The organism is Neisseria mucosa (assembly GCF_003044445.1).
In the GTDB taxonomy this organism is placed as follows: Bacteria; Pseudomonadota; Gammaproteobacteria; order Burkholderiales; family Neisseriaceae; genus Neisseria; species Neisseria mucosa_A.
Genome location: NZ_POWX01000001.1, coordinates 130,328 through 156,791 on the forward strand (window position 1 = coordinate 130,328; position 26,464 = coordinate 156,791).

At 53.9% G+C, this 26,464-nt stretch carries 25 protein-coding genes; all 25 read right to left on the reverse strand.

Annotation, left to right across the window (positions count from 1 at the left end):
• Nucleotides 1-10: 10 nt before the first annotated feature.
• Nucleotides 11-460 (reverse strand): 3-hydroxyacyl-ACP dehydratase FabZ, encoded by a 450-nt coding sequence (gene fabZ, locus DBY90_RS00770; RefSeq protein ID WP_003741990.1) that lies wholly within the window; start codon nt 458-460, stop codon nt 11-13.
• Between the two features lie 126 nt (nt 461-586).
• Nucleotides 587-1,630: a UDP-3-O-(3-hydroxymyristoyl)glucosamine N-acyltransferase gene (gene lpxD / locus DBY90_RS00775; RefSeq protein WP_070491283.1), complete on the reverse strand. Its 1,044-nt coding sequence runs from the start codon at nt 1,628-1,630 to the stop codon at nt 587-589.
• 196 nt (nt 1,631-1,826) lie between these two features.
• Nucleotides 1,827-2,330: an OmpH/Skp family outer membrane protein gene (locus tag DBY90_RS00780; protein WP_411713442.1), complete on the reverse strand. Its 504-nt coding sequence runs from the start codon at nt 2,328-2,330 to the stop codon at nt 1,827-1,829.
• A 163-nt stretch (nt 2,331-2,493) separates the two neighbouring features.
• Nucleotides 2,494-4,893, reverse strand: coding sequence for an outer membrane protein assembly factor BamA (bamA, locus tag DBY90_RS00785; protein ID WP_107986391.1), 2,400 nt, complete (start codon nt 4,891-4,893; stop codon nt 2,494-2,496).
• Between the two features lie 4 nt (nt 4,894-4,897).
• A complete protein-coding gene (gene rseP / locus DBY90_RS00790; protein ID WP_107986393.1) occupies nt 4,898-6,238 on the reverse strand; it encodes an RIP metalloprotease RseP in 1,341 nt (446 codons plus the stop codon).
• A 211-nt stretch (nt 6,239-6,449) separates the two neighbouring features.
• Nucleotides 6,450-7,634, reverse strand: coding sequence for a 1-deoxy-D-xylulose-5-phosphate reductoisomerase (gene ispC / locus DBY90_RS00795; protein WP_003741982.1), 1,185 nt, complete (start codon nt 7,632-7,634; stop codon nt 6,450-6,452).
• Nucleotides 7,635-7,860: 226 nt separating this feature from the next.
• On the reverse strand, nt 7,861-8,655 hold the full coding sequence (locus DBY90_RS00805) for a phosphatidate cytidylyltransferase (RefSeq protein WP_003741981.1): 795 nt from the start codon (nt 8,653-8,655) through the stop codon (nt 7,861-7,863).
• 2 nt (nt 8,656-8,657) lie between these two features.
• The gene (locus tag DBY90_RS00810) at nt 8,658-9,404 is read right to left on the reverse strand and encodes an isoprenyl transferase (RefSeq protein ID WP_003741979.1); all 747 of its coding nucleotides are present in this window, start codon (nt 9,402-9,404) and stop codon (nt 8,658-8,660) included.
• A gap of 57 nt (nt 9,405-9,461) precedes the next feature.
• Nucleotides 9,462-10,019: a ribosome recycling factor gene (gene frr, locus DBY90_RS00815; RefSeq protein ID WP_003758927.1), complete on the reverse strand. Its 558-nt coding sequence runs from the start codon at nt 10,017-10,019 to the stop codon at nt 9,462-9,464.
• A gap of 255 nt (nt 10,020-10,274) precedes the next feature.
• Nucleotides 10,275-11,243, reverse strand: coding sequence for a TerC family protein (locus DBY90_RS00820; RefSeq protein WP_039855632.1), 969 nt, complete (start codon nt 11,241-11,243; stop codon nt 10,275-10,277).
• A gap of 79 nt (nt 11,244-11,322) precedes the next feature.
• Nucleotides 11,323-11,772, reverse strand: a complete 450-nt coding sequence (locus DBY90_RS00825) for a CopD family copper resistance protein (protein WP_003741972.1) — start codon at nt 11,770-11,772, stop codon at nt 11,323-11,325.
• Between the two features lie 54 nt (nt 11,773-11,826).
• Nucleotides 11,827-12,972: an FUSC family protein gene (locus DBY90_RS00830; protein ID WP_070491275.1), complete on the reverse strand. Its 1,146-nt coding sequence runs from the start codon at nt 12,970-12,972 to the stop codon at nt 11,827-11,829.
• Between the two features lie 123 nt (nt 12,973-13,095).
• Complete coding sequence (locus DBY90_RS00835; RefSeq protein WP_107986397.1) at nt 13,096-14,379, reverse strand: FAD-binding domain-containing protein; 1,284 nt, start codon at nt 14,377-14,379, stop codon at nt 13,096-13,098.
• A gap of 536 nt (nt 14,380-14,915) precedes the next feature.
• Entirely contained in the window at nt 14,916-16,040 is a 1,125-nt protein-coding gene (proB, locus tag DBY90_RS00840) for a glutamate 5-kinase (protein ID WP_107986399.1), read from the reverse strand.
• Nucleotides 16,041-16,094: 54 nt separating this feature from the next.
• Nucleotides 16,095-16,394, reverse strand: a complete 300-nt coding sequence (locus DBY90_RS00845; RefSeq protein ID WP_070493523.1) for a DUF2818 family protein — start codon at nt 16,392-16,394, stop codon at nt 16,095-16,097.
• A 327-nt stretch (nt 16,395-16,721) separates the two neighbouring features.
• Nucleotides 16,722-18,197, reverse strand: a complete 1,476-nt coding sequence (gene nuoN / locus DBY90_RS00850) for an NADH-quinone oxidoreductase subunit NuoN (protein WP_070493526.1) — start codon at nt 18,195-18,197, stop codon at nt 16,722-16,724.
• Nucleotides 18,198-18,206: 9 nt separating this feature from the next.
• The gene (locus tag DBY90_RS00855; RefSeq protein ID WP_070493529.1) at nt 18,207-19,703 is read right to left on the reverse strand and encodes an NADH-quinone oxidoreductase subunit M; all 1,497 of its coding nucleotides are present in this window, start codon (nt 19,701-19,703) and stop codon (nt 18,207-18,209) included.
• Between the two features lie 325 nt (nt 19,704-20,028).
• Nucleotides 20,029-20,349 (reverse strand): cupin domain-containing protein, encoded by a 321-nt coding sequence (locus tag DBY90_RS00860; protein WP_070493532.1) that lies wholly within the window; start codon nt 20,347-20,349, stop codon nt 20,029-20,031.
• A gap of 224 nt (nt 20,350-20,573) precedes the next feature.
• Nucleotides 20,574-20,879 carry a chorismate mutase gene (locus DBY90_RS00865; RefSeq protein ID WP_003741955.1) on the reverse strand — a complete coding sequence of 102 codons (306 nt, stop codon included), beginning with the start codon at nt 20,877-20,879 and terminating at the stop codon, nt 20,574-20,576.
• 218 nt (nt 20,880-21,097) lie between these two features.
• The gene (gene nuoL, locus DBY90_RS00875) at nt 21,098-23,122 is read right to left on the reverse strand and encodes an NADH-quinone oxidoreductase subunit L (protein WP_070493249.1); all 2,025 of its coding nucleotides are present in this window, start codon (nt 23,120-23,122) and stop codon (nt 21,098-21,100) included.
• A gap of 177 nt (nt 23,123-23,299) precedes the next feature.
• On the reverse strand, nt 23,300-23,836 hold the full coding sequence (locus tag DBY90_RS00880) for a hypothetical protein (protein WP_070493252.1): 537 nt from the start codon (nt 23,834-23,836) through the stop codon (nt 23,300-23,302).
• Between the two features lie 5 nt (nt 23,837-23,841).
• Nucleotides 23,842-24,147: an NADH-quinone oxidoreductase subunit NuoK gene (gene nuoK, locus DBY90_RS00885; protein WP_002215628.1), complete on the reverse strand. Its 306-nt coding sequence runs from the start codon at nt 24,145-24,147 to the stop codon at nt 23,842-23,844.
• Nucleotides 24,144-24,815, reverse strand: a complete 672-nt coding sequence (locus tag DBY90_RS00890) for an NADH-quinone oxidoreductase subunit J (RefSeq protein ID WP_003741951.1) — start codon at nt 24,813-24,815, stop codon at nt 24,144-24,146. The genes nuoK and DBY90_RS00890 overlap by 4 nt, the downstream gene beginning before the upstream one ends.
• Nucleotides 24,816-24,826: 11 nt before the next feature.
• Entirely contained in the window at nt 24,827-25,306 is a 480-nt protein-coding gene (nuoI, locus tag DBY90_RS00895) for an NADH-quinone oxidoreductase subunit NuoI (protein WP_002216341.1), read from the reverse strand.
• Nucleotides 25,307-25,385: 79 nt separating this feature from the next.
• Complete coding sequence (gene nuoH / locus DBY90_RS00900; RefSeq protein ID WP_002218648.1) at nt 25,386-26,462, reverse strand: NADH-quinone oxidoreductase subunit NuoH; 1,077 nt, start codon at nt 26,460-26,462, stop codon at nt 25,386-25,388.
• Between the last annotated feature and the right edge of the window lie 2 nt (nt 26,463-26,464).

Genomic DNA, 26,464 nt, shown 5'->3' on the forward strand with positions numbered 1-26,464 from the left:
TTCTGAACACTCAAACCACGCGTTTGGCACACATGATGATGGCTTCGACGGCGACTTGTCCGTCCACTTTGGCGACGGCGCTGAATTTGCCGATGCCGCGTTTGTTGGTCAGCAGCTCGACTTCGAAAACGAGTTGGTCGCCGGGGATGACTTGGCGTTTGAAACGGGCTTCGTCTATGCCGGCGAAGAAGAAGAATTCGTTTTCTTTGCGGCCGCCTTCGCTGAGGATGGCGAGTGTGCCGCAGGCTTGCGCCATGGCTTCGATGATGAGAACGCCGGGCATGACGGGCAGGTCGGGGAAATGACCTTGGAACTGCGGCTCGTTCATGGTGACGTTTTTAATCGCGGTCAGGGTTTTCATGGACTCGAAGGCGGTAATGCGGTCGAGTTGCAAAAACGGGTAGCGGTGGGGAATGAGTTTTTGGATGTCTTTGGCTTCGATGGGGAGTTGTACGTCCATGTTCGTCGTATTCCTTGGTATTTCGGGTTGGCTGGGCAGTTTCATCGCGGGCGGGCTTTAAAACGGCAGAGCTTTGCCGCTTTGTTGGTATTTAAAGCGCATCCGCCATGCAAACCGATTGTGGGATTATTCGTCTTTTTCGCTGTCGCTCAGACGGTTTTCCAATGTCTTGAGGCGTTTGTTCATTTCGCTCAGGCGGTGGATGTAAACCGCGTTGCGCGCCCATTCTTTATGGGTGGACATCGGGAAGATGCCGGCGAGGTGTTTGCCGCTTTCGGTAATGCTGTGGGTGACGGACGTGCCGCCGCCGATGGTGGTTTTGTCGGCAATTTCGATGTGTCCGACCGTACCGACGCCGCCGCCGATGATGCAGTAGCTGCCGATAGTAACGCTGCCGGAGATGCCGGTTTTGGCGGCGATGACGGTGTGCGAACCGATTTTGCAGTTGTGTCCGATTTGGACTTGGTTGTCGATTTTGGTGCCGTTGCCGACGGTGGTGTCGCTCATCGCGCCGCGGTCGATGTTGGTGTTCGAGCCGATTTCTACGTCGTCGCCCAGCGTTACCGCGCCGGTTTGCGGGATTTTAAACCATGAATCGCCGGCGAAGGCGAGTCCGAAACCGTCCGCGCCGATGACTGCGCCACTGTGAATTTCGACGCGGTTGCCCAGTGTGCAGCCGTAATAAACGACGGCGTTGGGATGTAGGACGACTTCGTCGCCCAGTTTGCAATCGTGTTGGACAACGGCGTTTGCCAAGATGCGGCAGCCTTCGCCGAGTACGGTGTTCGCGCCGATGTAGGCGTTCGCGCCGATTTCGCAGCTTGCGGGAACGGTCGCGCCCTCTTCGACGACGGCGGTCGGATGGATGCCGCCGCGCGCTTTGACGATGGGTGAAAACAGGCGGGCGACTTTGGCGAAATAGAGATAGGGGTCGTCGGCGACAATCAGGTTGCGCCCTTCAAATTCGTCCACTGCTTTGGCAGAAACGATGACCGCACCTGCGCTGCTGTCGTGAACTTCGGCTTTGTATTTCGGATTGGCGAGAAAGCTGATGTGTTCCGCCTGCGCGTCTGCGAGCGGGCGCACGGCGGCGACGGAAATGTCCTTGCCGCGCCATTCGCCACCAAGCTGCGCTGTGATTTGGGACAGGGTGTAGGTTTTTGAAGTCATGATGTTTCGTAAGCTTTGAGATGAGGTCGTCTGAAAAGGGACGGCGGGAGCAGTCGGACAGAACGGTTTGCCTAAAACGTATGCCGGCAGGAGTGATAAGACAGGTAATTATATCGTTTATTGGATTTTCAGACGACCCTTCGCTTGAAAGAGGTCGTCTGAAAACAGGTTTGCTGTATCTCGTTCAGCCTTCCGATTAACGTGTATTCAGGGCTTTAATCACGCTGTCGGTAATGTCGTAACGCGCGTTGACGTAAATCACGTCCTGCAAAATCACATCGTAGCCTTCGCGTTTGGCAAGATCGACGATGATACGGTTGGCGTTTTGCTGGAGGGCGGCAAATTCTTCATTGCGGCGCAGGTTGTAGTCTTCTGCCAGCTCCGCCTGTTTCTTGCGGAACTGCTGAACCAGCTCGCCCCAGCGTTTTGCCGCAGCTTCACGCTCTTTGCCCTGCAATTTGCCTTCGGTCAGGGATTTTTCGAGCTTTTCACCTTCTTGCTGCAATTTCTGCAAAGCGTCCTGACGGCCGCGGAATTCTTTTTCCAAGGTCGTCTGAATGCGTTGCGCCTGCTTGGACTCAAGATAAACGCGCTCGGTATTGATAAAGCCGATTTTCTGTACGGCTTCCGCCGCCACAGCTTGGTTCATCAACCCGAAGCCCAATAAAGCCGCGCCGCCGAGGCGGAAGGCGTTGGCAATGATGTTCATCTGGATTTCCTTGATTTTGTATCCCACCCATCAGCGGGATGACGGTTTGTTTTTTAAAAAGAGGCAGGACGCCCTGCCCCTTTTCCTTCAGGTCGTCTGAAAACGTTTTGCCGCATAGGGATTTCGGTTTTCAGACGACCTTTTTCTGCCTACATCAGAATGTTGTACCCAATTGGAACTGGAAGCGTTGGATTTCGTCGCTGTCTTTTTTCTTCAGCGGGTAGGCGTAGCTGAACTTCATCGGACCCAGCGGCGAGAGCCAAGTTACTGCCGCACCGGCGGAGTAGCGCAACTCTTCCTTGAAGGTCGATTTGTGGGTCTTACCTAAGCCGTATGGGTTTTGAGCGGCATTGTTGGTGTAGTAGGTATTGCTGCTGCTGTCGTTATACGTTTTACCGTCCCATACGCTGCCTGCGTCGGCAAAGAGGCTCAGACGGACGGAACGGGAATCTTTGATGCCCGGCATCGGGAACAGCAACTCGGCGGAAACGTTGGCTTTTTTGTTGCCGCCGTAGCTGATTTTCTCGCCGTATTCGTCATAAACTTTCGGACCCAGCGTACCGCTCTCGTAACCGCGTACGGAGCCTAAGCCGCCGCCGTAGAAGTTTTCAAAGAACGGCATGGTTTTGGTTTTGCCGTAGCCGTTGCCGACGCCGACTTCGCCGCCGAGCATCAGGGTGAAGTCTTTGGTCAGCGGGAAAAACCAAGTTTGGTTGTGGGTCAGCGTGTAGTATTGCAGGTCGCTGCCCGGCAGGGCGATTTCGCCGTTGATGCCGGTCATGTAACCGCGGGTCGGCCACAATGCGCTGTCGGTTTTATTGCGTCCCCAACCAATCGTACCTTTGTACAACCAGCCTTTAAAGCTGCCCACGCCGTCCGTGCCTTTACCGTATTGGTTGATAAAGTCGGCATAACGTTTAGGTGCGCCTTTGTAGGTATTCACGGTCAGGTGTTCCGCCGCCAGACCTAAATTGACGCGGTCGTATTCGGTCACGGGGATACCCATGCGCACGCCGCCGCCTGCGGTGGTGGTTTTATACTGTTTCGCGCTGGAAGAGGCTTTACGCGGGTCGTAAGACTTGCCGTAAATATCGTAACCGAGGCTCACGCCGTCGGGTGTGAAATACGGATCGGTAAACGACAGCGAGCCGTTAAGCGTGGTTTTGCTTCGTGAAGCGCGCAGGGAAACGGATTTGCCCGTACCGAACAGGTTGTCTTGGGAAACGCCCACAGACATGACCAAGCCGGTATCCTGAACCCAGCCCGCGCTCATATCCAAAGAGCCGGTAGAACGCTCGTTCACGCTCATGTTCAAATCGACTTGGTCGGGCGTATTGGCAACCGGCACGGCATCGAATTGTACGTTGTCAAAGTAACCCAGCAACTCGACACGCTCTTTGGAACGTTGCAGCTTGGAGGTGTCGTAAGGTGCGGATTCCATCTGACGCAATTCACGGCGCACGACTTCGTCACGGGTTTTGTTGTTGCCGGTGATGTTGATTTCGTTCACATAGATTTTGCGGCCGGGTTCGACGTTCAGGACAAAATCGACAGTTTGGGTCTCGGCATTGGGAACAGGCTGGACATTGACTTCGCTGAACGCGTAGCCTGCCGTACCCATGCGGTTTTGGATGGATTCGAGCGATTTGACCATTTGGGCGCGTTCGTACCATTTGCCCTTTTTCATGGTCAGCAGTTTTTGCAGCTCTTCTTTCGGCACTTCGCGGGTGTCGCCTTCTATGCGCACATCGCCCCAACGGAAGCGTTCGCCCTCGTCAACCGTGATTTTGATGGTTTGCTTGGTTTTGTCTTCGTTGGTCTGGATGTCGGTATCCAGAATGCGGAAATTGAAATAGCCGTTGTTTTGGTAGAACTCGCTGACGCGCTCCATGTCTTGCGAGAATTTCTGCTCGTTAAACTGGTTGCTCTTGGTCAGCCAAGTCCACATGCCGCCTTCGCTCAAAGACATTTGCTTCATGAGCTTGCGGTCAGAATAGACTTTGTTGCCTTCAAATTCGATTTCGGTAATCTTGGTGGTTTTACCCTCGTCGATGGCGATGTCGATAGAAACGCGGTTACGCGCGAGTTTGGTGACGGTCGGCGTGATTTGGACCGACTGTTTGCCGCGGCTTTTGTATTCTTCCTTCAGGCTGGCGACAGACTGGCTCAGCGTGGCAGGATTGAAGTATTGGGATTGAGCCAAACCGAAGGATTCAAGGTTTTTCTTGATCACATCGTTTTGCAGCATTTTCGCGCCGGTGATGTTCAGCGTGCTGATGGTCGGGCGTTCGATAACGGTCAGCAAGACCTGATTGCCCATGGTCTCTACGCGGACATCGTCAAAAAAACCGGTCGCATACAGAGTTTTGATGATTTCTTCACTGCGTGCGTCGCTGAATTGGTCGCCGACTTTGACGGGCAGGTAGTTGAAGACCGTACTCGGTTCGGTGCGCTGCAAACCTTCGACGCGGATGTCTTGAATGGTGAAGTCGGCAAATGCCAAAGGCGACATGCCCAATACCATCAAAGCAGAAGCAATCTGTTTCAATTTCATAAAATTATCCAAACAAACGGTTGATGTCATTAAAGAAAGCCAGTGCCATCATTAACAGCATGGCAGCCAGTCCGAGGCGTAGGCCGATTGCCTGTATGCGCTCGCTCAAGGGCTTTCCGCGTATCCATTCGGCAGTGTAGAACACCAAATGCCCGCCGTCCAACACGGGGATGGGCAACAAGTTCAACACGCCTAAACTAATGCTGACCAATGCGAGGAATTCCAAATAGCTTTGAAACCCCAGCTGTGCCGTTTTTCCGGCGACGTCGGCAATGGTCAGCGGGCCTGAAATATGGTTCAGGGAGGCATTGCCTGTAATCAGTTTTCCGAAGAATTTTACCGTCATCCAAGCGTTGTTGACGGTTTTGTCCCAGCCCATCGCAAATGCTTCTGCGACAGACGGCTTATATTCGCGCTTGATTTCTTTTGTCCACTCTTCGTCGCCCTGAGAACCGAAGCCTACCCTGCCGACCAGCGTTCTGTCGGGTTGTTGGATGCTGTCGGGACGGATGGTCGTCTGAAAAGTTTTACCGTCGCGCTCGTAGCTCAATGCGATTTTCTTACCCGGGCTTTGGCGTACAATTTCTACCCATTGCTGCCAAGACTCAATGTCTTGTCCGTCGGCGCTGATCAGCTTGTCGCCTTTTTTCAAACCGGCTTTTTCGGCAGGGCTGTTTTCTTTCATTTCTCCGACACGGGTGGTGATTTTAAAAGGCGACAACCCGATATAGCCTTGGTTTTTCGCAATTTTACCTGCTTCGGGCGTGCCTGCGGCATCGATAATCCGCATGGTTTCTTGTCCCGAGGTCGTCTGAACGGCAACATTTACCTTGCCTGACTCGATGTTCAACACGATTTCTTGCTGGGCTTTTTCCCACTCGCCGACGTTAACGCCGTTAACCGAAATAATTTTGTCTCCGGGCTGAAAACCTGCTTTTGAGGCAATGGTATTTTGCTCAACCATGCCGACATAAGGGCGGATTTCGGTAACGCCGAAGGAAAAACTCAAGCCGTAAAGCAGAACCGCCAGCGCGAGATTGGTCAGCGGACCTGCGGCGACGATGGCGATGCGTTTGGCGGGATGCTGTTTGTCGAAGGCGTAAGGCAGGTCTGCCTGCGCCACTTCGCCCTCGCGCGTATCGACCATTTTGACATAGCCGCCCAAGGGGATGGGCGCCAAACACCATTCGGTATCGCCGCGTTTTCTGCTGAAAAACGGTTTGCCGAAGCCGACGGAAAAGCGGACGACTTTGACGCCGCACAATCTGGCGACGATGTAGTGTCCGAATTCGTGCAGGCTGACCAAAATCAGGATGGCAAAAATAAAAGCTAGAAGGGTTTGCAAAAGAATCTCTCTGGTTGGGTATGGGTTGACGTTGTCGATGTTTCAGACGACGTATCAAGGCAGGGGTCGTCTGAAAAGCATTCGCAATGTGTAGAAAATATTATTGGCGTTATTTTGCCGATTATAAAATCAGTCTGCCGTTTTGTCCGCCACACATGACGGATGGGCGGGTTTTCAGACGACCTGTCATTTTTTATCGTTGCGGCACGGTTTATCCCAATGCGGCGATAAATTCCTGCGCCTGTCTGCGGGTAACGGCATCTTGCGCCAGCAGGTTTTCGATGTTGCCGAGGTCGTCTGAAAAGTCTTGTGCAAGACAGTGGGCAACGGTTTTGGCAATGTCGGTAAACTTAATCTGTCCGTCTAAAAAGGCGGCGACGGCAGCTTCGTTGGCGGCGTTCAATACGCAGGGCGCGGCTCCGCCCGCATTCATGGCTTCATAGGCGAGCTTCAGGCAGGGGAAGCGGTCAAAGTCGGGTTTTTGGAAGGTCAACGCAGACAATGCGTCGAAATCCAGGTCGCCGACACCCGAATCGATGCGCTCGGGCAAACCCAAACAATAAGCGATGGGCGTACGCATATCGGGATTGCCCAGTTGCGCCAACACGGAGCCGTCGCGGTAGCGCACCATGCTGTGTATCACGGACTGCGGATGGATGACGACTTCAAGCTTGTCAGGCGGGCAGTTGAACAGCCAATGCGCTTCAATCAGCTCCAAACCTTTGTTCATCATGGTGGCGGAATCGACGGAGATTTTGCGCCCCATGCTCCAATTAGGGTGTTTGACCGCTTGGGCGGGCGTAATGCTGTCGAACGTGCCTAAATCGGTCGTCAGAAACGGACCGCCTGAAGCCGTCAGGATAATCGAACGGATGCCGTGTTCGTTCAGACGACCTGTGTAATCGCGCGGCAAAACTTGGAAAATGGCGTTGTGTTCGCTGTCGATGGGCAACACTGCCGCGCCGTTTGCGCGCGCGGTTTCCATAAACAACGCGCCGGAAACCACCAGCGTCTCTTTGTTCGCCAGATAAATGGTTTTGCCTTTTTGCGCCGCTGCCAGCGCGGAAGGCAGCCCCGCCGCACCAACGATGGCGCACATGACACCGCTGACTTCGTTGGCAGAGGCAACGTCAACCAATGCCTGCGCGCCGTGTAAAACCTGAGTCGCCGTGCCGTCGTGTTTCAACAGGGCTTCAAGCCGGGCGGCGTGTTCCGCATCGGCGACGACGGCATATTCGGGGCAGAGCGTCCGGCATTGCGCCGCCAGTTTCTCAACCTGCTTATGCCCCGCCAGCGCGAATACGCGGAATTTTTCAGGGTGGCGCGAAACAACGTCCAGCGTGCTTTCGCCTATGCTGCCGGTGCTGCCTAATATGGTCAGGACTTGTTGTGTCATGGTGTGTTCTTTATGTACTGCTTTCGGATTTCAGACGACCTTTGGGCTTGGGGTCGGAAAGGTCGTCTGAAAACGCTTATTCGATATTGTGTTTGATGTGTTCCAACGATTTTTATAGTGGATTAACTTTAAACCAGTACGGCGTTGCCTCGCCTTGTCGTACTATCTGTACTGTCTGCGGCTTCGTCACCTTGTCCTGATTTAAAGTTAATCCACTATAACCGCTTCAGAACAAGCTTTCAAAGGCGGCATAGACGCTGACAACGGCAATCAGGCTGTCCACGCGGTCGAACACGCCGCCGTGCCCGGGCAGCAGATTGCTACTGTCTTTGATGCCCGCCGCGCGTTTGAGCCAGCTTTCCAACAGGTCGCCGCATACGCTGACAACGGTCAACACCAAACCGATCAACACGGTATTGAACCAGCCTGCGTTAAACGTCAGCCAACCTGACCACCACACCACAGTCATGTACACTGCCACGCAAACCGCGCCGCCGATTGCGCCTTCCCAGCTTTTACCGGGGCTGACGGTCGGTGCGATTTTGTGTTTGCCGAACGCTTTGCCGCTGAAATACGCGAAAACATCGGCAACCCACACCAAACCCATCACGGCAAGCAGCGACAAGGCATAATCGGGATGCGGACGCAGGGACATGAGTGCGAACCAAAACGGCATGACCAAAAGCCAGCCGACGGTATAAGCCTGCCAGCCGCCGTTCAATTTCCATTTGAATTTCAGCCACAAAGGCATGACGACCAGCCAAAACGCCAAAACGGCGTACCAGACGATATCCGGCAGCATCCAACCGCCTGCGTAGGCAATCACACCGAACACCAGCGTCGCGGCGAGATAATGATTGGTTTTCAGTTTTTCCAGTCCGCTCATGCGAGAGTATTCCCATAGCGTAACCAGAGAAATCAATCCGCAAAATGCCGCCCACAGCCATTGCGGCGCGTAAAACAGCATACCGAGCATCAACGGCAGCATCCACAGCGCCGTGATAATCCGTTGTTTCAACATTTTTAACCCCTTTGCTGCTCTACCGGCAGCTGTTCCGAAGTGCGCCCGAAGCGTCGTTCGCGTTTTTGGAACGAGGCGACAGCATCGTCCAAGGCTTTGCTGTCAAAATCGGGCCACAGAGTATCGGTAAAATAAAGTTCGGCATACGCCATCTGCCAAAGCAGAAAATTGCTGATGCGCGTTTCGCCGCCGGTACGGATGAACAAATCCGGTTCCGGGGCATCGCCCAGCATCAAGTGTTTCGCCAGCGCGTCTTCCGTAATCTCGGATACGCCTTCGGCAATCAGTTTGTTTGCCGCCTGCAAAATATCCCAGCGACCGCCGTAATCCGCAGCGATGCTCAGGGTCAGGCCGGTATTGTTTGCCGTTAAGGCTTCCGCTTCTTCGATACCTTGCAGAATCTGCCGGTTGAAACGTTCGCGACTGCCCAACACCTTCAGGCGCATATTGTTTTCGTGCAGACGGCGCACCTGCTTTTGCAAAGCCTGCAAAAACAGCCCCATCAGAAACGACACTTCGTCTTCGGGGCGGCGCCAGTTTTCAGTCGAAAAGGCAAACACGGTCAGATATTGCACACCCAGTTTGGCGCAATGCTTCACCATATTTTCCAACACGTCCAAGCCGCGTTTGTGCCCCATCACGCGGGGAAGGAAACGCTTTTTCGCCCAACGGCCGTTGCCGTCCATAATCACGGCGATATGCTTCGGAACCGAAGTATGTTCCAAAATGGTCTGCGTGCTGCTCTTCATCTCTGCCTTTCGCAGCGCGGCGGTTCGAAGGTCGTCTGAAACGCCGCGGACAAGGGTTTAAATCGCCATCAAATCTTCTTCTTTGGCAGCCAGCGTTTTGTCGGCTTCGGCGATGTATTTGTCGGTCAGTTTTTGAACCGCCTCTTCGCCGCGACGTGCCTCGTCTTCGGAAATTTCTTTGTCTTTCAAGAGTTTTTTGATGTGGTCGTTTGCATCGCGGCGTACATTGCGGATGGACACGCGCCCTTCTTCCGCTTCGCTGCGTACGACTTTAATCAAATCTTTACGGCGCTCTTCGGTCAGCATAGGCATAGGTACGCGGATCAAATCGCCGACGGCTGCCGGGTTCAGACCCAAGTTTGAATCGCGGATGGCTTTCTCGACTTTCGCCGCCATATTGCTTTCAAAAGGTTTCACGCCGATAGTGCGCGCGTCCAGAAGCGTCACGTTGGCAACTTGGCTGACCGGAACCATGCTGCCCCAGTATTCGACTTCCACTTGGTCCAACAGACCGGTATGCGCACGGCCGGTACGCACTTTCGCCAAATTCTCTTTCAGCACTTCTACCGAGCGCTGCATTTTGCTTTCCGCTGTTTTTTGAATATCGTTAATCATTTTATGCTTTCAAATAAGATACTGAATTTAAAACCTCGCCCGGACGCATAACCATCCGAACGGCAATCAAGCTGTTAACTGCGCATAGTACCGTCATTCGGCGATTCCGACAAGGCAGGGGCGGTTTTGAGCTTTGTTTCTTAACTGATATTTAAATGCCGTTACAAATGGGATGCATAGGGGGCTGCGTCAGCAAAAAAGGTCGTCTGAAAACGGTTTTTCCGCTTTCAGACGACCTCCCTTTATCCGCCAAACTTATTTCTGCTGCTGACGCGTGTACACCAGCGAAGTGAGGATGGATGCGCCCAGTGCGCCGAAGACGACGGAGAGGGAAATGGAGATGGGGATGTGCACCCAGTGCATAATCAGCATTTTGATGCCGATGAAACTCAAGACGAAGGCGAGGCCGTATTTGAGGAAGATGAAACGGTCGGCGACATCGGCAAGCAGGAAATACATGGCACGCAGCCCGAGTATGGCGAAGATGTTGGAAGTGAGAACGATGAAAGGGTCGGTGGTTACGGCGAAGACGGCGGGAATGCTGTCCACGGCGAAGATGACGTCGCTCAACTCTACCATGATGAGGACGAGCAAAAGCGGGGTGGCGATGCGCTTGCCGTTTTCGACGGTAAAGAATTTTTCGCCTTCAAACTGATGGCTGACGGGGATGACTTTTTTAAGCCAGCCCAAAATCTTGTTTTGCGAGAGGTCCTCTTCTTCGGATTCCGGTTTCATCATATGGATGCCGGTATAAACGAGGAATGCACCGAAAATGTAGAGAATCCATTCGAACCGCTGCACCAGTGCCGCGCCGATGAAAATCATAATGGCACGCAGGACGATGGCGCCGAACACGCCGTAAAGAAGGACGCGGTGCTGGTATTTCGGAGAAACTTTGAAGTAACCAAAAATCATCAGGAAAACAAAGATGTTGTCAACGGCAAGGGATTTTTCGAGGATGTAGCCGGTGAAAAATTCGAGGGTTTTTTCTTTGGCAACAACGGCGCCGTAAAGGGGGTTGCCTGCCAGCTCGAAATAGAGCCAGCCTGCGAAGGCGCAGGATACGGCGACCCAGACGCAGCTCCAGGCGACGGCTTCTTTGACGCTGACTTTATGCGCACCGCTTTTTTTAAGCGAGAGCATGTCGATGATGATCATAATGAAAACGGCGGCGAAGAACACGCCGTAGAAAAGGGGCGAGCCGACGGAAGGGTGTTCGGTCATGTATTCGGATTCCTTGTGATGAGGTGGTTGGATGGCGGCTTTTCAGACGACCTGTCGGGAAAGGTCGTCTGAAACAGGCTTACCAAGACAAATAAAACATGGCTTTGGCGAAAAATACGATAAACAGCATATGGGAAAACACGACGGCGTGGATGTATTTGGACCAGCCGACGGTCAGGGTGTGCCGCGCCATTTTGACGACGGCGATGGCGAAATGGACGAGGACGCTGACTGCCAACAGGATTTTGAGGGTGAGGAGCGTGCCGAGTGAGGTGGCGAAGGGTTCACTCAAAAAGGGCAGGTAGCGGTTGAATGCCATGACGATGCCGCTGATGAAAAGCGTAATGACGACGGGCGGCATAACACGGACGGCGCGGTGGGACATGGCGCGTTCGACTTCGCGGCGCGATTCGCGCGAGACGCGGCCGGTGTGCATGACGGACAAGACCAGCATTTCGAAAAATACGCCGCCGACAAAGGCAATGGCGCAAAAAAGATGGATGATGTGGGCGATGGCGTAGAGACTCATGACCGTGTTCCAAGTGGGATATTCGGGTGAAATTGTATCATCAGTCGGACGTTTTCAGACGACCTCTTCTTCCAAATCGCCTTTGCGGGTTTCGCGCAGGTGTTCGAGCAGGCGTTGGAGTTCGTGTTTGTCCAGCCACTTGCGGCGGCTGCGTTGCAGGAGGATGACGAGCGCGGAGATTTCGTTGCGCATATTGGTGCTGAGCCAGAGGAAGCCTTGCCATTCGTAATGGAGGCGGGCGGCGAGTTTGCCCAGCTCGGGATTGATGGAGGTGTCGATGCGGATGCGGCGGGCGTAGTGGCCTTTGATGAGGCGGACGGTCAGGCGCAGGTCGCGTTGGAGGCGGTTGAAATGGCGGTCGAGCAGGCGGATTTCGTGTTCGTTGAGGGTGGGGGCTTGCAGCTTGGCGGCAGTGGTGAGGAGCAGCTCGGTGGTGTTGACGATTTTGCGGTGGGCGTGCTGCATGGCTTCCATCATGGCGGGGCTGATGTGGCTTTCGCCTGAGGTGGCGGCGAGGTGGCTGCGGCTTTTGACCATGCGGGCGTTGATTTGGCGCATTTTGACCATGTTTTGCTCCAGCCGCTCGCGGGTCATGCGTTTGCCGTTGCTGATTTCGGCAATCATTTTGCCGCATTCGGTCAGGTTGTCGGCAAGCATGAACCGCCACATGAGCGTGGAGCGCAGGGGGAGGAGTTTGGCGGAGACGATGGCGATGGCGGCGCCGATGAGAACGTTCATGGCACGCATAAGGCCGCTGTCGAGCCAGTTGTTGCTGTTGTCGCCGATGAGCATGCACATGGTCAGTCCGGCAAGCATGGGGACGTAGCCGTTTTTGCCGACCGCTGCCCAACCTGCGGCTGCGCTGGCGGTGCCGACGGTCAGGTAAAAGAGAATGCCGCCGTGGAAGTAGTGTTGGTTGAGCCACAACAGGGTCAAACCCGCGCCCAAGCCGATGACGGTGCCGAGCATACGTTCGACGGCTTTGGAGTAAATCGCGCCTTGAAATTGGAGCATGCCGAGTACGACGAATACGGTCATGCCTATCCATTCGCCGTGTTGGAGGTGGAGGAGTTTGGCGAGCAGGGTAGAGAACAGTACGGCAAGTCCGAGCCGGACGGCGTGTATGAGGCGGCGGTAGCGGTAGCGTTCGTAGGAGTTGAGCCAACGTTTGACGAAGCGTTCGCGTTGTGAGGCGTTCATGATTGGGGCTATCTTGTTGAGATTTTTGGGTTTATCGGGCGATATTGTAACGGGAATCAGGCAATACGGACAGGATGGAAGGCAAGGTCGTCTAAAACCCCCAATACTGCTTTCAGACGACCTTTAAGGCGCGACGACGGGCGGCGGATAGCCGTGTGCGTCAATTTCAGACGAGGCGAGCCACGGGGTATGGACGAGATTGACAGGTAAGTGCGCCAATTCGGGGATGTGGCGGCGGACGAATGTGCCGTCCGGATCAAGCCGGCGGGCGGTTTGGATAATATCGATGGAACGTCGGCGGGCATTTCGGGCGGCGGTTTGCCAATTGCCCTCGTTCAGCGCAGGATCAAAATCGGTTTGCTGCGCGGCGAACCAGGCGATGCCGTGTTCGGACGGCTGATGCAGGACGCCACACAAAAATTCTGCCGTCAGGGAACGCAGAGCGGGATGCAGCCAGCCGCTCAATTTCAGGCTGCGCATGGCGGCATCGATAAGCGGGAAACCTGTTTCCCCCTGCCGCCAGCGTTCCGTCAGGTCGTCTGAAAACGGCGCAGATTCGGCAGCAGATTCAGGCTCGATGCGGGCGCGGTGGTAAGCAAGCTGCTGATAGAAATCGCGCCGAATCAAGTTGTCCAACCAAGCATCTGCACCCTGCCCTGCGGCTTCTGCCGCCAACACGCGCGGCGAAATGCAGCCTGCGCTCAAATACGCGCTCAAGCGGCTGGTGCCTTTTCTGGCAGGGAAATCCTTCATAATCGGATAAAACCCGATATTTTCTTCAAACTGCCGCCATTGTTTGTCCGCTTCATCTTCTCCGCCGCGCTGCGCAGAAACCATATCCTGCTGCCCGTTCCACGCAGGAAATGACGGCATTTCAACAGAGGCCGTCTGAAAAATTTCAGTGTGTCCGCCTCCCGCATCCCGCCCGCCGAACCGCTGCCGAAACAAAGCCAGCCACGCTTCTTTATAATGCGGGAAGTCGGTATAAGGCGCGCCGTGACTGCCCATGATGTCTGCCTTGGCGAATATGACACGGTCGTTAACACGCTCGAACGCAACGCCTTGTTCATCCAAAATCCGCCAAATGCGGTTATCTTGCCCGATTTCAGACGACGTATAGGCTTCGTCTGCAATTACGGTCTGAACATTCAACCGCGCCGCCAAAGCAGGCAATTCTTCCACACGGTTCACCGCATACAAAGCCACGCCGCGCGCCGCCAGCGAGCCATGCAAAGCCGCCGCCGCCTGATAATGAAACCAATCCTGACGCGGATTGGGGATTTCAGACGACCCCTGCGCCACCCACACGCCTGCCACAGGCAATCCCCGCTTCACGGCGGCGGACAACGCGGCGTTGTCGCGTATGCGCAGGTTGCGGCGGAACCAGACCAATGTATGTGCTTGCATGGCTATGTCGTCTGAAAGGGATAAGGCGTTTGATTTTAGCAGAAATTTTGCGAGGACAAGGCGGACGGTTTTCAGACGGCCTTTAGGCAGATAACAGATGAAATGGATTCGGAATAACGCAGCTATAGCAAACATACTTAACTTTAAATCCGGCATGCCATCAAATTCCGTCATTCCCGCGCAGGCGTGAATCCATCTTAAAACTTGAGAAACCTTGATTTGAAAAACAGTTTCTGAGTTTCAAAAATGGATTCCCGCCTGCGCGGGAATGACGAAAACCGATAATTTGCGTATCGAAAATAAAGTCATTTAGCTAAATGTTCATCCACTATCGTTTTAACCGGGTTCGAAGCGGCAAATCGAATTTCCAAAGCCGACATTTCATCGTCGTGAAGAAGCAGGGAAAACCTCAACCTCTCCACCGAATACGGATATCCGGCCTGCAATCTGAATTTGTCTGCCCAAACAAACCAAAGGTCGTCTGAAACCGCATTTTTGAGTTTCAGACGACCTTATATATTTACTTTTCCCCTTCCCTACCCATGCGACGCCATATTGTCGCGGTGGATGAGTTCGTCTTCGTGGGCGTAGCCTAATTTTTCGGCGATGCGCTCGGACGGGGTTTGCAGGATTTTGGCGGTTTCGCCGCTGCTGTAATTGGTGAGGCCGCGGGCGATTTCTTTGCCGTCAGTATCGAGGATGGCGACGAGTTCGCCGCGGTGGAAATGTCCGTCCGTGCGGATGCAGCCGACGGGCAGCAGGCTGGCGTGTTGTTCGGTCAGGGCTTTTGCCGCGCCGCTATCGACGGTCAGGCTGCCGGCGGTTTGGACGTGTCCGAGCAGCCATTGTTTGCGGGCGGCGACGCGGCTGTGTGCGCTGGTAAAGAGCGTGCCTATACTTTCGCCTTGTTTGAGGCGGACGAGGACGTCGGGTTCGCCGCCCCATGCGACGACGGTGGCGGCTCCGCTGAGTGCGGCGCGTTTGGCGGCGGTCACTTTGGTGTACATGCCGCCGGTGCCGACGCTGCTGCCCGCGCCGCCCGCCATGCTTTCGAGATCGGGATGGCCGGCTGCGATGGTCGGAATCAGTTTGGCTTGCGGGTTTTTGCGCGGGTCGCTGTCGTACAGGCCTTTTTGGTCGGTCAAAAGGACGAGGGCGTCGGCTTCGATGAGGTTGGTCACGAGCGCGCCGAGGGTGTCGTTGTCGCCGAGCTTGATTTCGTCGGTGGTCACGGTGTCGTTTTCGTTGATGACGGGGACGATACCTTTGGACAGCAGGGTTTGCAGGGTACTGCGGGCGTTGAGGTAGCGGGTGCGGTTGCTCAAATCGTCATGCGTGAGCAGGATTTGGGCGGTGCGGATGCCGTGCGGTGCGAACGCGGCTTCGTAGGCTTGGGCGATGCCGGTTTGTCCGACGGCGGCGGCGGCTTGCAGCTCGTTGATGGCGGTGGGGCGTTTGCTCCAGCCCAGACGCTTGATGCCTTCGGCGATGGCGCCGCTGGAAACGAGGACGGTTTGCACGCCTTGTTTGCCCAGTTCGGCGATTTGCGCCGCCCAGCGGTCGAGTGCGGCTTGGTCTATGCCTTTGCCGCCGGCGGTAACGAGGCTGGAGCCGACTTTGACGACGAGGGTGCGGATGTTGGAAAGGTTTTGCAGGGACATGGTTTTTCTCGTGTATTCGAGGTGGCAGGATAGGCGGGAGGCCGTCTGAAAAGCTTATTCGCGGTTACGCGCGTGCCAGAAATAACGCCATACGAAACAAGGGAAGGCGAATATCAGGTAGAGGCAGACTACGGTGGCGTAAAACTCCCAGTCTTGATGCTGAACCGCGCCGGCGCGGGATTCGAGGATGTAGGCGAGGATGGCGGTCAGAATGAAACCCGCCGCCAATTCGACGAGATGATGCCCGAAATGTTTGCGCTTGAGCGGAAACACGCCGAAAAATTTGGCGGTAACGAAAGGAGCGTTGGCGAAGATGAGTGCCAATACCAAAAGGATGTACATGGATGCGGTCATGATGTATGTGTCTTTCTGTTTTCAGACGACCTTTTTAAGGTAAATTCTGATAAAGCTGTTTATTAAACCCCGTCATTCCCGTCCCCGCCCGTGCGGGGACAGGCTCCAGCGAGAATCTAGAACGTAGAATTTAGGAAATTTCTTACCCAATAGGTTTCCGGCTGGACAGCCCTGGATTCCCGCCTGCGCGGGAATGACGACGGTCGGTTGCCGTATTGAAAACCCAAGTATTGAACAAGAAAAAGGTCGTCTGAAAAAACAATCTTGGGCTGCATATCTTAACAAAAACGGCAGCCTCTGACATGGCTGCCGTTTCGGTTCATCGCTTTACAAGGTGTTTTCCAAAGCCCTGGCGCACCAGTCAATCACCGTTTGCGGCATGATGCCCCACAAAATCAACAAGAACGCGTTGACGCTTAGGAAGAATTTGGCGGCATAGTTGCTGCCTACGGGCTGGTCATGGGTGGCTTCGTCAAAATACATGACTTTGACTACGCGCAGGTAGTAGAACGCGCCGATTAACGACATCACCACGGCGAACACGGCAAGTACGATGTATGTGCTGCCCGCCATGGCGGCGTTTTGGGCGGTCGATGCGCTCAACAAAGCCTTAATCACGCCGAATTTGGCGTAAAAGCCCATCAGCGGCGGAATACCGGCCATGGAGAACATCGCCAGCAGCATCAGGAAGGCAAACCAGGCATGGCGTTGGTTCAAACCTGCCAAATCTTTGATTTCTTCACACTCGATATTGTCGGTGGACAATACCATCAATACGCCGAAACCGACCGCTGCCATCAGCGCGTAAGTAATAGCGTAATACAAACCCGCCGCAAAGCCGACCGCCCCCGCCATAAACGCCAGCAGGATAAAGCCCATATGCGATATGGTGGAATAGGCGAGCATACGTTTGATGTTGGCTTGCATGATGGCGGCAAGGTTACCGATCAAAAGCGATGCCACCGCCAACACGGCGAACATCTGCGACCAGTCGTGATGCACCGTTCCCAAACCGGTAACCAAGATGCGGAAGGCAAAGACGACGGCGGCGATTTTCGGCGCCGTACCGACAAAGGCGGCGACGGATGTCGGCGCGCCGTGATACACGTCGGGCACCCACATATGAAACGGCACCGCGCCCAGTTTGAACGCCACCGCCACGACGATAAACACCAGCCCCAGTTTCAACAGCCATTCATTGGCAAGTTCGCTATAAGACGACGCCAAAACAGTGGCGAATTCCAGCGAACCTGTTGCGCCGTACACCATCGAAATGCCGTAGAGCAGCAGGCCGGAAGCCAGCGCACCCAAGACGAAATATTTGAGCGCGGCTTCGGCGGAGCGGCCGGAATCGCGGCGCAGCGCAATCATGGCGTAAAGCGACAGCGACAAAAGTTCCAAACCGATATAGGCGGTCAGGAAATGCGCCGCACTCACCATCACGCTCATGCCTAACAGGGCGAACAGCGACAAAGTGTAAAACTCGCCTTTAAAAATACCGCGGGCCTGATTGTACGGTTTGCTGTAAACAAACAGCCCGAAGGTCAGCCCGTACAGCACCAGCTTGGACAGGCGCGACATACCGTCGGCGATATACATTCCGTGAAACGCCAGCGTACTGCCCTGCTCCCACACCGCCAGCTGCGTAACCGCCACGATAATAACGGTTCCCAAGCTCATCAGATGGGTCAGATAGCGGTTTTTATCGCTAATCCACAAATCTGCCAGCAATACGGCAATCAAGAACGCAAACAGCACGATTTCGGGCATGGCAGGCATTAAGTTCAAATCAATCAAGTTCATTCGCACACCTCAAATCTTGCTTTGCGCCACATGGGCAATCAAATCGTTTGCCGCCTGATGCACCACTTCGATAAACGCCTGCGGATACAGGCCCATACCCAATACCGCAACCGCCAAAATCGCCAGAATCGCAAATTCGCGGCAGTTGATGTCTTTCATATCGGCAACATGCGAATTGCCGACCGCGCCGAAAATCACGCGCTTATACATCCACAGCGTGTAAGACGCACCGTAAATCAGCGTCAGCGCCGCCAGCGCGCCCACCCAGAAATTCACTTTGACCGCGCCCATAATCACCATGAACTCGCCCACGAAGCCCGAAGTCGCCGGCAGACCCGCGTTTGCCATCGCAAACAGCATCATAAACGCCGCAAACTTGGGCATCACGTTCACCACGCCGCCATAATCGGCGATATTGCGCGTGTGCAGGCGGTCGTACATCACACCGATACACATAAACATCGCCGCCGACACGAAACCGTGCGAAATCATCTGGATGACCGCGCCTTTCAATGCCCAGTCGTTCAACTGCCCGTTAATGAATAAAAACATCCCCAAGGTAACGAAACCCATATGGCTGATGGACGAATACGCCACCAGTTTTTTCATATCGGTCTGCACCAGCGCGACCATACCGATATACACCACCGCAATCAGGCTCAACACGATGATGACCGGCGCGAAATAGCGCGACGCATCAGGCAAAATCGGCAGGATGAAGCGCAAAAAGCCGTATGCGCCCAATTTCAGTGTAATCGCCGCCAATACCATCGAACCGCCCGTCGGCGCCTCAACGTGGGCATCCGGCAGCCAAGTATGCACGGGGAACATCGGCACTTTCACCGCAAACGACAGGAAGAACGCCACAAACAAAAGCTGTTGCACGCCCAGCGGAATCTGTTTGATGTTTTGGAAATCCTCAATCGAAAAGCCGCCCGCTTGGTAAGACAGGTACACAATCGCCACCAGCATCAGCAGCGAACCCATCAGCGTATAGAGAAACAGCTTCACCGACGCATACACGCGGCGCGGACCGCCCCACACGCCGATAATCAGGTAGAGCGGAATCAGCATACCCTCGAAGAACACATAAAACAGCAGGGCATCCCGCGCCGCAAACGCGCCGTTAATCAGGCCCGACATGATTAAAAACGCCGCCATATACTGTGCCGGACGCTTCTGAATCACTTCCCAACCCGCCAGCACCACCATCAGCGTGATAAACGCGTTCAGAATAACAAACAGCACCGAAATACCGTCCACACCCAGCGAGTAGTTGATCCGCAAAAGCGGAATCCACTCGTGGAACTCGGTAAACTGATAGCCGCCGCTCAAACGGTCGAAACCCGTAAACAAGGGCAGCGTTACCAAGAAACCGGCAAGCGCACCGATTAAAGCGAGCACGCGGGCAAGCGGCGCACGGCTGTCCGGCCCCGTCGCCAAAACCAGCACGCCCGCAGCGATGGGTATCCATATTGCCAAGCTGAGTAGGTAGTTGGAAAACATAGTGGTTAACCTGTGGTTAAAATAAAAATATAGTTGTGTGGGTTGGTTTTTCAGACGACGTTTATAAGAGGTCGTCTGAAAAAGATTTGTTCAGGCTTCTGCTATTTGTCTCAAGCTAATTCTGCCGAATCTTCCAGCCGTAGGTCGGATTCTCGAATCCGACACGCTGTACTGTTTTCTTTTTCATGTCGGATACAAGTATCCGACCTACAACTACAACTGAAAAAGATTATGTGTATTTTGTGTATGGCTGAATCAATAAAACCGCATATCTGCCGTTATTCTTTCATTCCATTGCCATCTGAAACCCTCTTTTCAGACGACCTCAAACACTGCCTTCTTTCTCGATCACCAAAATCCGCGCTTCGCCGCACGGATGGGCGACGTGTTCCGTGCCGATTCCCGCGTAGAAGATGTCGCCGCTTTTCAACCGAACGATGTACTCTTCGCCGTTTTCTCGGTAGTGCATATCGACTTCGCCATCCATCACGGCAAACACTTCCTCGCCGTCGTTGACGTGCCATTTGTAGGGCTGGTCCGTCCAGTGCAGGCGCACGGTGGTGCCGTTCATATTGGCGATGTCGAGTACGCCCCATGCGCGGGAAGCGGTAAATTCGGCGGAGCGGATGGTGTGCGTGTCGGGCATTTTCGCGCCTCTTTGATTCTGTATCTAGATAAACCTGTCGATACAACTGTTTCTTAAATCCCGTCATTCCCGCGCAGGCGGGAATCCAGAACGTAAATTTTAGGAAACCTTTTCCCTTGACAGGTTTATGCACCGATAGGTCTGGATTCCCGCCTGCGCGGGAATGACGGCAGTCGGCAAATTCCGTATCTATCCAAGTAAATCAATTATGACCGAAATGTTGACTACGCCCCGTCGGTACGGTTGGTTTCCATCTCCAGTTTAATGAACGCATCAATCATACTGCGCCAAACTGCTTCGGCAACTTCGGGCGACAAACCGGCCTTTTCGGCATAGGCACGGCGCGAGGCAATCACTTGCGCTACCCGTTCGGGCGCGGAAACCGCCTGCACATCGTTTTTAGGTTTCAGACGGCCTGCCTGCCGTACCAGCTTCTGCCGGCGGGCGAGCAATTCTATTAATTCCTTGTCCAAACCGTCGATGGCTTCACGGACTTCGTCTAGGGTTTGCGGTAATTTGTCTTCAACCATTGTTTCTCGTGTTTCCTTTTTCAGACGACCTAAACGTCGTCTGAAAATCTCATTTTTACCTGAACAATCCCGATATGCCGTAGGTCGGATTCTCGAATCCGACACGCTGTACTATTTTCTTTTTCATGTCGGATACAAGTATCTGACCTACAACTTGAATAGTTCTTTTTCAGACGACCTCTAGACCGACTACGGACAGGTCGTCTGAAACCCCGCCTTTATCTGAACAATCCCCAGAAAGTCATGCCGAGCAATACCAATACGCCGAACACCATAGCGGCGGCGTAGGTGTAGATAAAGCCGGTTTGGACTTTGCGTATCTGAGCGGCAATCGCGCTGACCAGTTTGGCGGAACCGTTGACGATGCCGTTGTCGATAATGGCGGTATCGCCGACTTTCCAGAAGAAGTTGCCCAACGCACGCGTGCCTTTGGCGAAGACGTTGAAATACAGGGCGTCGAGGTAGTATTTGTTTTCAAACAAAACGTAAACCGGACGGAACGCCTGCGCGATTTTGGCGGGCAGGTGCGGCAGTTTGACGTACAAAAGCCATGCGCTCAATACGCCTGCGATTGCGAGGTAGAGGACGGGCGAATGCAGGCTGTGCGACACCATCGCCAATGCGCCGTGGAACTCTTCCTTCATGATGTGCATGGTCGGATGCGCGTCGGCGTTGACGAAAATCACGTCTTTGAAGAAATCGCCGTAGAGCATGGGTTCGATGGCGATGTAGCCGATGATGACGGACGGAATCGCAAGCAGAATCAGCGGCAGGGTAACGACCAGCGGGCTTTCGTGCGGATTGTCGTTTTTGCCCAAGCCGTGATGTTCTTCGCCGTGGTCGTCTGAATGGTGTTCGGGCAGGCTGCGCCATTTTTCTTCGCCGTGGAACACCATAAAGTATTGGCGGAACGCGTAAAACGCGGTAACGAACACGCTGGCGAGGACGGCGAAATAGGCAAAACCGCTGCCCGGCAGGGTGCTGTATTTCGCCGCTTCGATAATCGAATCTTTGGAGTAGAAGCCGGAGAAGAACGGCGTACCGATCAGCGACAAGTTACCGATCAGCATGGTCAGCCAAGTAATCGGCATGTATTTTTTCAGATTGCCCATATGGCGCATGTCTTGGTCGTGGTGCATACCGATAATCGCGCTACCCGCAGCCAAGAACAGCAAGGCTTTAAAGAAGGCGTGGGTCATGACGTGGAACATCGCCACGGAATAGGCGGACGCGCCCAAAGCCACAGTCATATAACCCAGTTGCGACAGGGTGGAATACGCAACCACGCGCTTGATGTCGTTTTGAATCACGCCCAAGAAGCCCATAAACAGGGCGGTAATCGCGCCAATCACCATAATGACCGACAGCGCAGTGCTGCTCATTTCGTAAATCGGCGACATGCGCGATACCATGAACAGACCCGCCGTAACCATCGTCGCGGCGTGAATCAATGCGGAAATCGGGGTCGGGCCTTCCATCGAATCGGGCAGCCAGACATGCAGCGGGAACTGAGCCGATTTACCCATCGCGCCCACAAACAGGAGCAAACAGGTTACAGTAATCAAAGACCATTCCACACCGGGGAAAAGCTGGATAGTGGCATTTTGTACGTTGGGCAGATAGGCGAATACGTCCTGATAACGCAGGCTGCCGCCGAAATAGGCAAGCACCAAGCCGATACCGAGCAAAAAGCCGAAGTCGCCGACACGGTTGATCAAAAAGGCTTTCAGGTTGGCAAAAATCGCGCTCGGACGTTTGAAATAGAAACCGATTAAGAGATACGACACCAAGCCCACCGCTTCCCAACCGAAGAAGAGTTGGACGAAGTTGTTGCTCATAATCAGCATCAACATGCTGAATGTAAACAAAGAAATATAGCTGAAGAAGCGTTGGTAGCCGACTTTTTCATCGTGCATATAGCCGATGGTGTAGATATGCACCATCAACGACACGCCCGTTACCACGACCATCATCATCGCCGTCATCGTATCGACCAAGAAGCCGACGGAAAAATCCAAACCGCCCATCGTCAGCCAAGTATAGACATTTTCGTCAAACTTGGCGCGGCTGCCGTCGATAAAGCCCCACAACACATAAGCCGACAACACGGCGGACACCGCCACGCCGAGTATCGTAACCGTATGCGCGCCGGCACGTCCGATTTTATTGCCGAACAAACCCGCAATCAGCGAGCCTGCCAACGGAACAAGGGCAATGATGAGATATAGAGTCATGTCGTTCATTTTGGATGAACCTTTTTGATTTAAAAATCTATGTTTGTTTTGTCGGTCGGATTCCCTAATCCGACTAATCTACTTTGTCTTGGTTTTCAGACGACCTCACGCCATAAAGCAGGTTGTCCAACCTTAAATTTTTTTCCTTACAGGCTTCAGATTTTCAGCCAAACCGTGCAACAGCATTCAAATCCGATAAAGCTGCCTGTCTTGGCAACGCGCCCTAATCGCTTTAGTGATGATGTCGTGGGGATCTGCCAATTTGAAACCGTTCCTGTCTAAGTCCAAGCGGTGCAGGTCAGTCAGCATTATTGTATCCAAAACCACGCCTGTTTCAGGGCTACGGTATTCCATCGCAATGCCTTGACAGCCCCTTGTATGAACTTGATACACAGAGCGTATCCATGCGTATTTCACCTTACCCGCCCCACAGCCGTGTATGCAATAAGACAAACCGTCTTCGTCCAAACGTATGAATTCCCGATCTCTGCCCGTATTGCGGCGCGAATTTTGCCACATCTTCCATCCGGCAATCCCGATACCCGCACACAAAACCGACAATAAGCCAAACAGCCAGCCCAACCGCCCCGCCCATGCAAACGCAAACCACACCAGCCAGGTCGACAGGAAAAACGGAACAGCAACCCAGCACAAAACTAAAAGCGAACGCGGTTTAAACACCCATTGCTCGATATTCGCTTGATCGGTTTGTTCAGACGGCATCCGCCCTACCCTTTCAACTCATCCAAATCGGCAACATTAATCGTTTGTCGGTTACGGTACACCAGCACCATAATCGCCAAACCGATGGCGGATTCGGCAGCAGCGACGGTCAATACGAAGAATACGAAAATCTGTCCGGCGGTATCGCCCAGATGCTGCGAGAAAGCGATAAAGTTGAAGTTCACCGCCAAAAGCATCAGCTCGATGGACATCAGCAAGACCAGCACGTTTTTGCGGTTCATAAAGATGCCCATCGCGCTGATACCGAACAGGAGCGCGCCCAATACCAAATAATGCGTCAAGGTAATCATGCTTTGCCCCCCTCTTTCGGCTTGAGGTCGTCTGAAACTTCGTTTTCTTCGAGAGATTCGATTTGTGGTTTCACAGCTTCCATTTTCACCAAGCGCATACGGCCTTGGTCGGCGCGTACTTTAACTTGGTCGGCAGGATCCATGCGTTTCGGATTGGTGGTTTTGCGGTGAACCAGCGCAATCGCCGCCACCATACCCAACAGCAGCAATACCGCCGCCAGCTCAAACGGCAGCAGATAATCGGTATAAATACGGCTGCCCAAATCGCGGATGTTGTTGTAATCCGCAGGAATGTCTTTCATCAGACCAAATGCGGCAAGGTCGGTTTTCGGGTTGACCAGAATCAGAATCAGGGCAACTGCCAACAATGTGCCGACAACACCGGCAACAGGCGCGTGCCGCCAGAATCCTGCGCGCATTTCCTCGATGTCGATGTTCAGCATCATCACGACGAACAGGAACAGCACCATCACGGCGCCGACATACACGACCACCAGCGTAACGCCCAAAAACTCAGCCTGCATCAGCATCCAAATCATCGCACTCACGCAGAAGGTCAGCACCAGATGCAAAGCGGCATGGACAGGGTTTTTCGCGGTAACGGTACGCAGCGCGCCGTATAGGACGATGGCGGCAAGGATATAGAACAGAATCGCGGAAAAAGTCATTCGTCTGCTCCTTAACGGTACGGCGCGTCAGCGGCTTTGCGTTTGGCGATTTCGGCTTCGTATTTGTCGCCGATTGCCAAGAGAATCGGCTTGGTCATGTGCAAGTCGCCTTTTTTCTCGCCGTGGTATTCAAAAATATGGGTTTCCACAATCGCATCGGTCGGGCAGGCCTCTTCGCAGAAACCGCAGAAGATGCACTTGGTCAGGTCAATGTCGTAACGCTTGGTGCGGCGCGTGCCGTCTTCGCGTTCTTCCGATTCTATGTTGATCGCCATTGCCGGACACACCGCCTCGCACAATTTACATGCGATGCAGCGTTCCTCACCGTTCGGATAACGGCGTTGCGCGTGCAGGCCGCGGAAACGCACGGATTGCGGCGTTTTCTCTTCTGGGAAATAAATCGTGTCTTTGCGGGCGAAAAAGTTTTTGAGCGTTACGCCCATGCCTTTTACCAACTCGCCGAGCAGAAAGGTTTTTACTAAATTAGCCATATTCTGTTCCCTCAAAACAGGGATTCCGTTAAATATTCAAAACTGCGTTTTCAGACGACCTTGATACGTCGTCTGAAACTTATTTCCACAAATTCAGCGGCGAAATCATCCACACACCCAAAATCACGATATAGGCGAAGCCGATGGGAATCAGTACTTTCCAGCCCAAGCGCATGATTTGGTCGTAGCGGTAGCGCGGGAAGGTGGCGCGTATCCACAGATACCAGTACAGCACAGCCGCCATTTTCACGAACATCCAGAATGCGGAAGGCGTGCCGACAATGCCCCAACTTTGCGGAAATGGAGACAGCCAGCCGCCGAGGAACATCAGCGAGGTCAGTGCGGCAATCAGAATCATGAAAATGTATTCGGCAAGGAAGAACAGCGCGAACGCGAAGCCGGAATATTCAACGTGGTGTCCGGCAACGATTTCAGACTCACCCTCTGCCACGTCAAACGGTGCGCGGTTGGTTTCGGCAACGGCGGAAATCAGATAGACGATGAAGATGGGGAACAGCGGCAGCCAGTTCCACGAGAACACAGAACCGCCCGCGATGCCTTTTGCCTGCGCGGCAACGATGTCGGAGAAGTTCATGCTGCCCGACACCATCACGACGCACACCAGCGCGGCACTCATGGCGATTTCGTAAGAAATGCTTTGCGCGGAGGCACGCATTGCGCCCAGGAACGAATATTTGGAGTTGGAAGCCCAGCCCGCGATAATCACGCCGTAAACCGACAGCGAGGTAATCATCAGGATATACAAAAGGCCGATATTGATATTGGTCAGCACCCATTCTTCGTTGAACGGAATCACCGCCCACGCCGCGAAAGACGGGGCGAGCGACATAATCGGGCCGATGTAGAACAGGGCTTTGTTTGACAGCTTCGGACGGGTAACTTCTTTAAACAAGAGTTTGAACACGTCGGCAAACGGCTGAATCAGACCCCACGGGCCGGTTACGTTCGGGCCGACGCGAAGCTGCATGAAGCCGATGACTTTACGTTCGAAATAAGTCAGGTAGGCGACGGTCAGAATCAGCGGAATCAGGATAATCACAATTTTGACGATGACGGACACCACCAAGCCCACGGTGATGCCCAAATCGCCCAGACCGAGCGTTGCGGCAAAGAGGTTTTGGAACCATTCCTGCATAA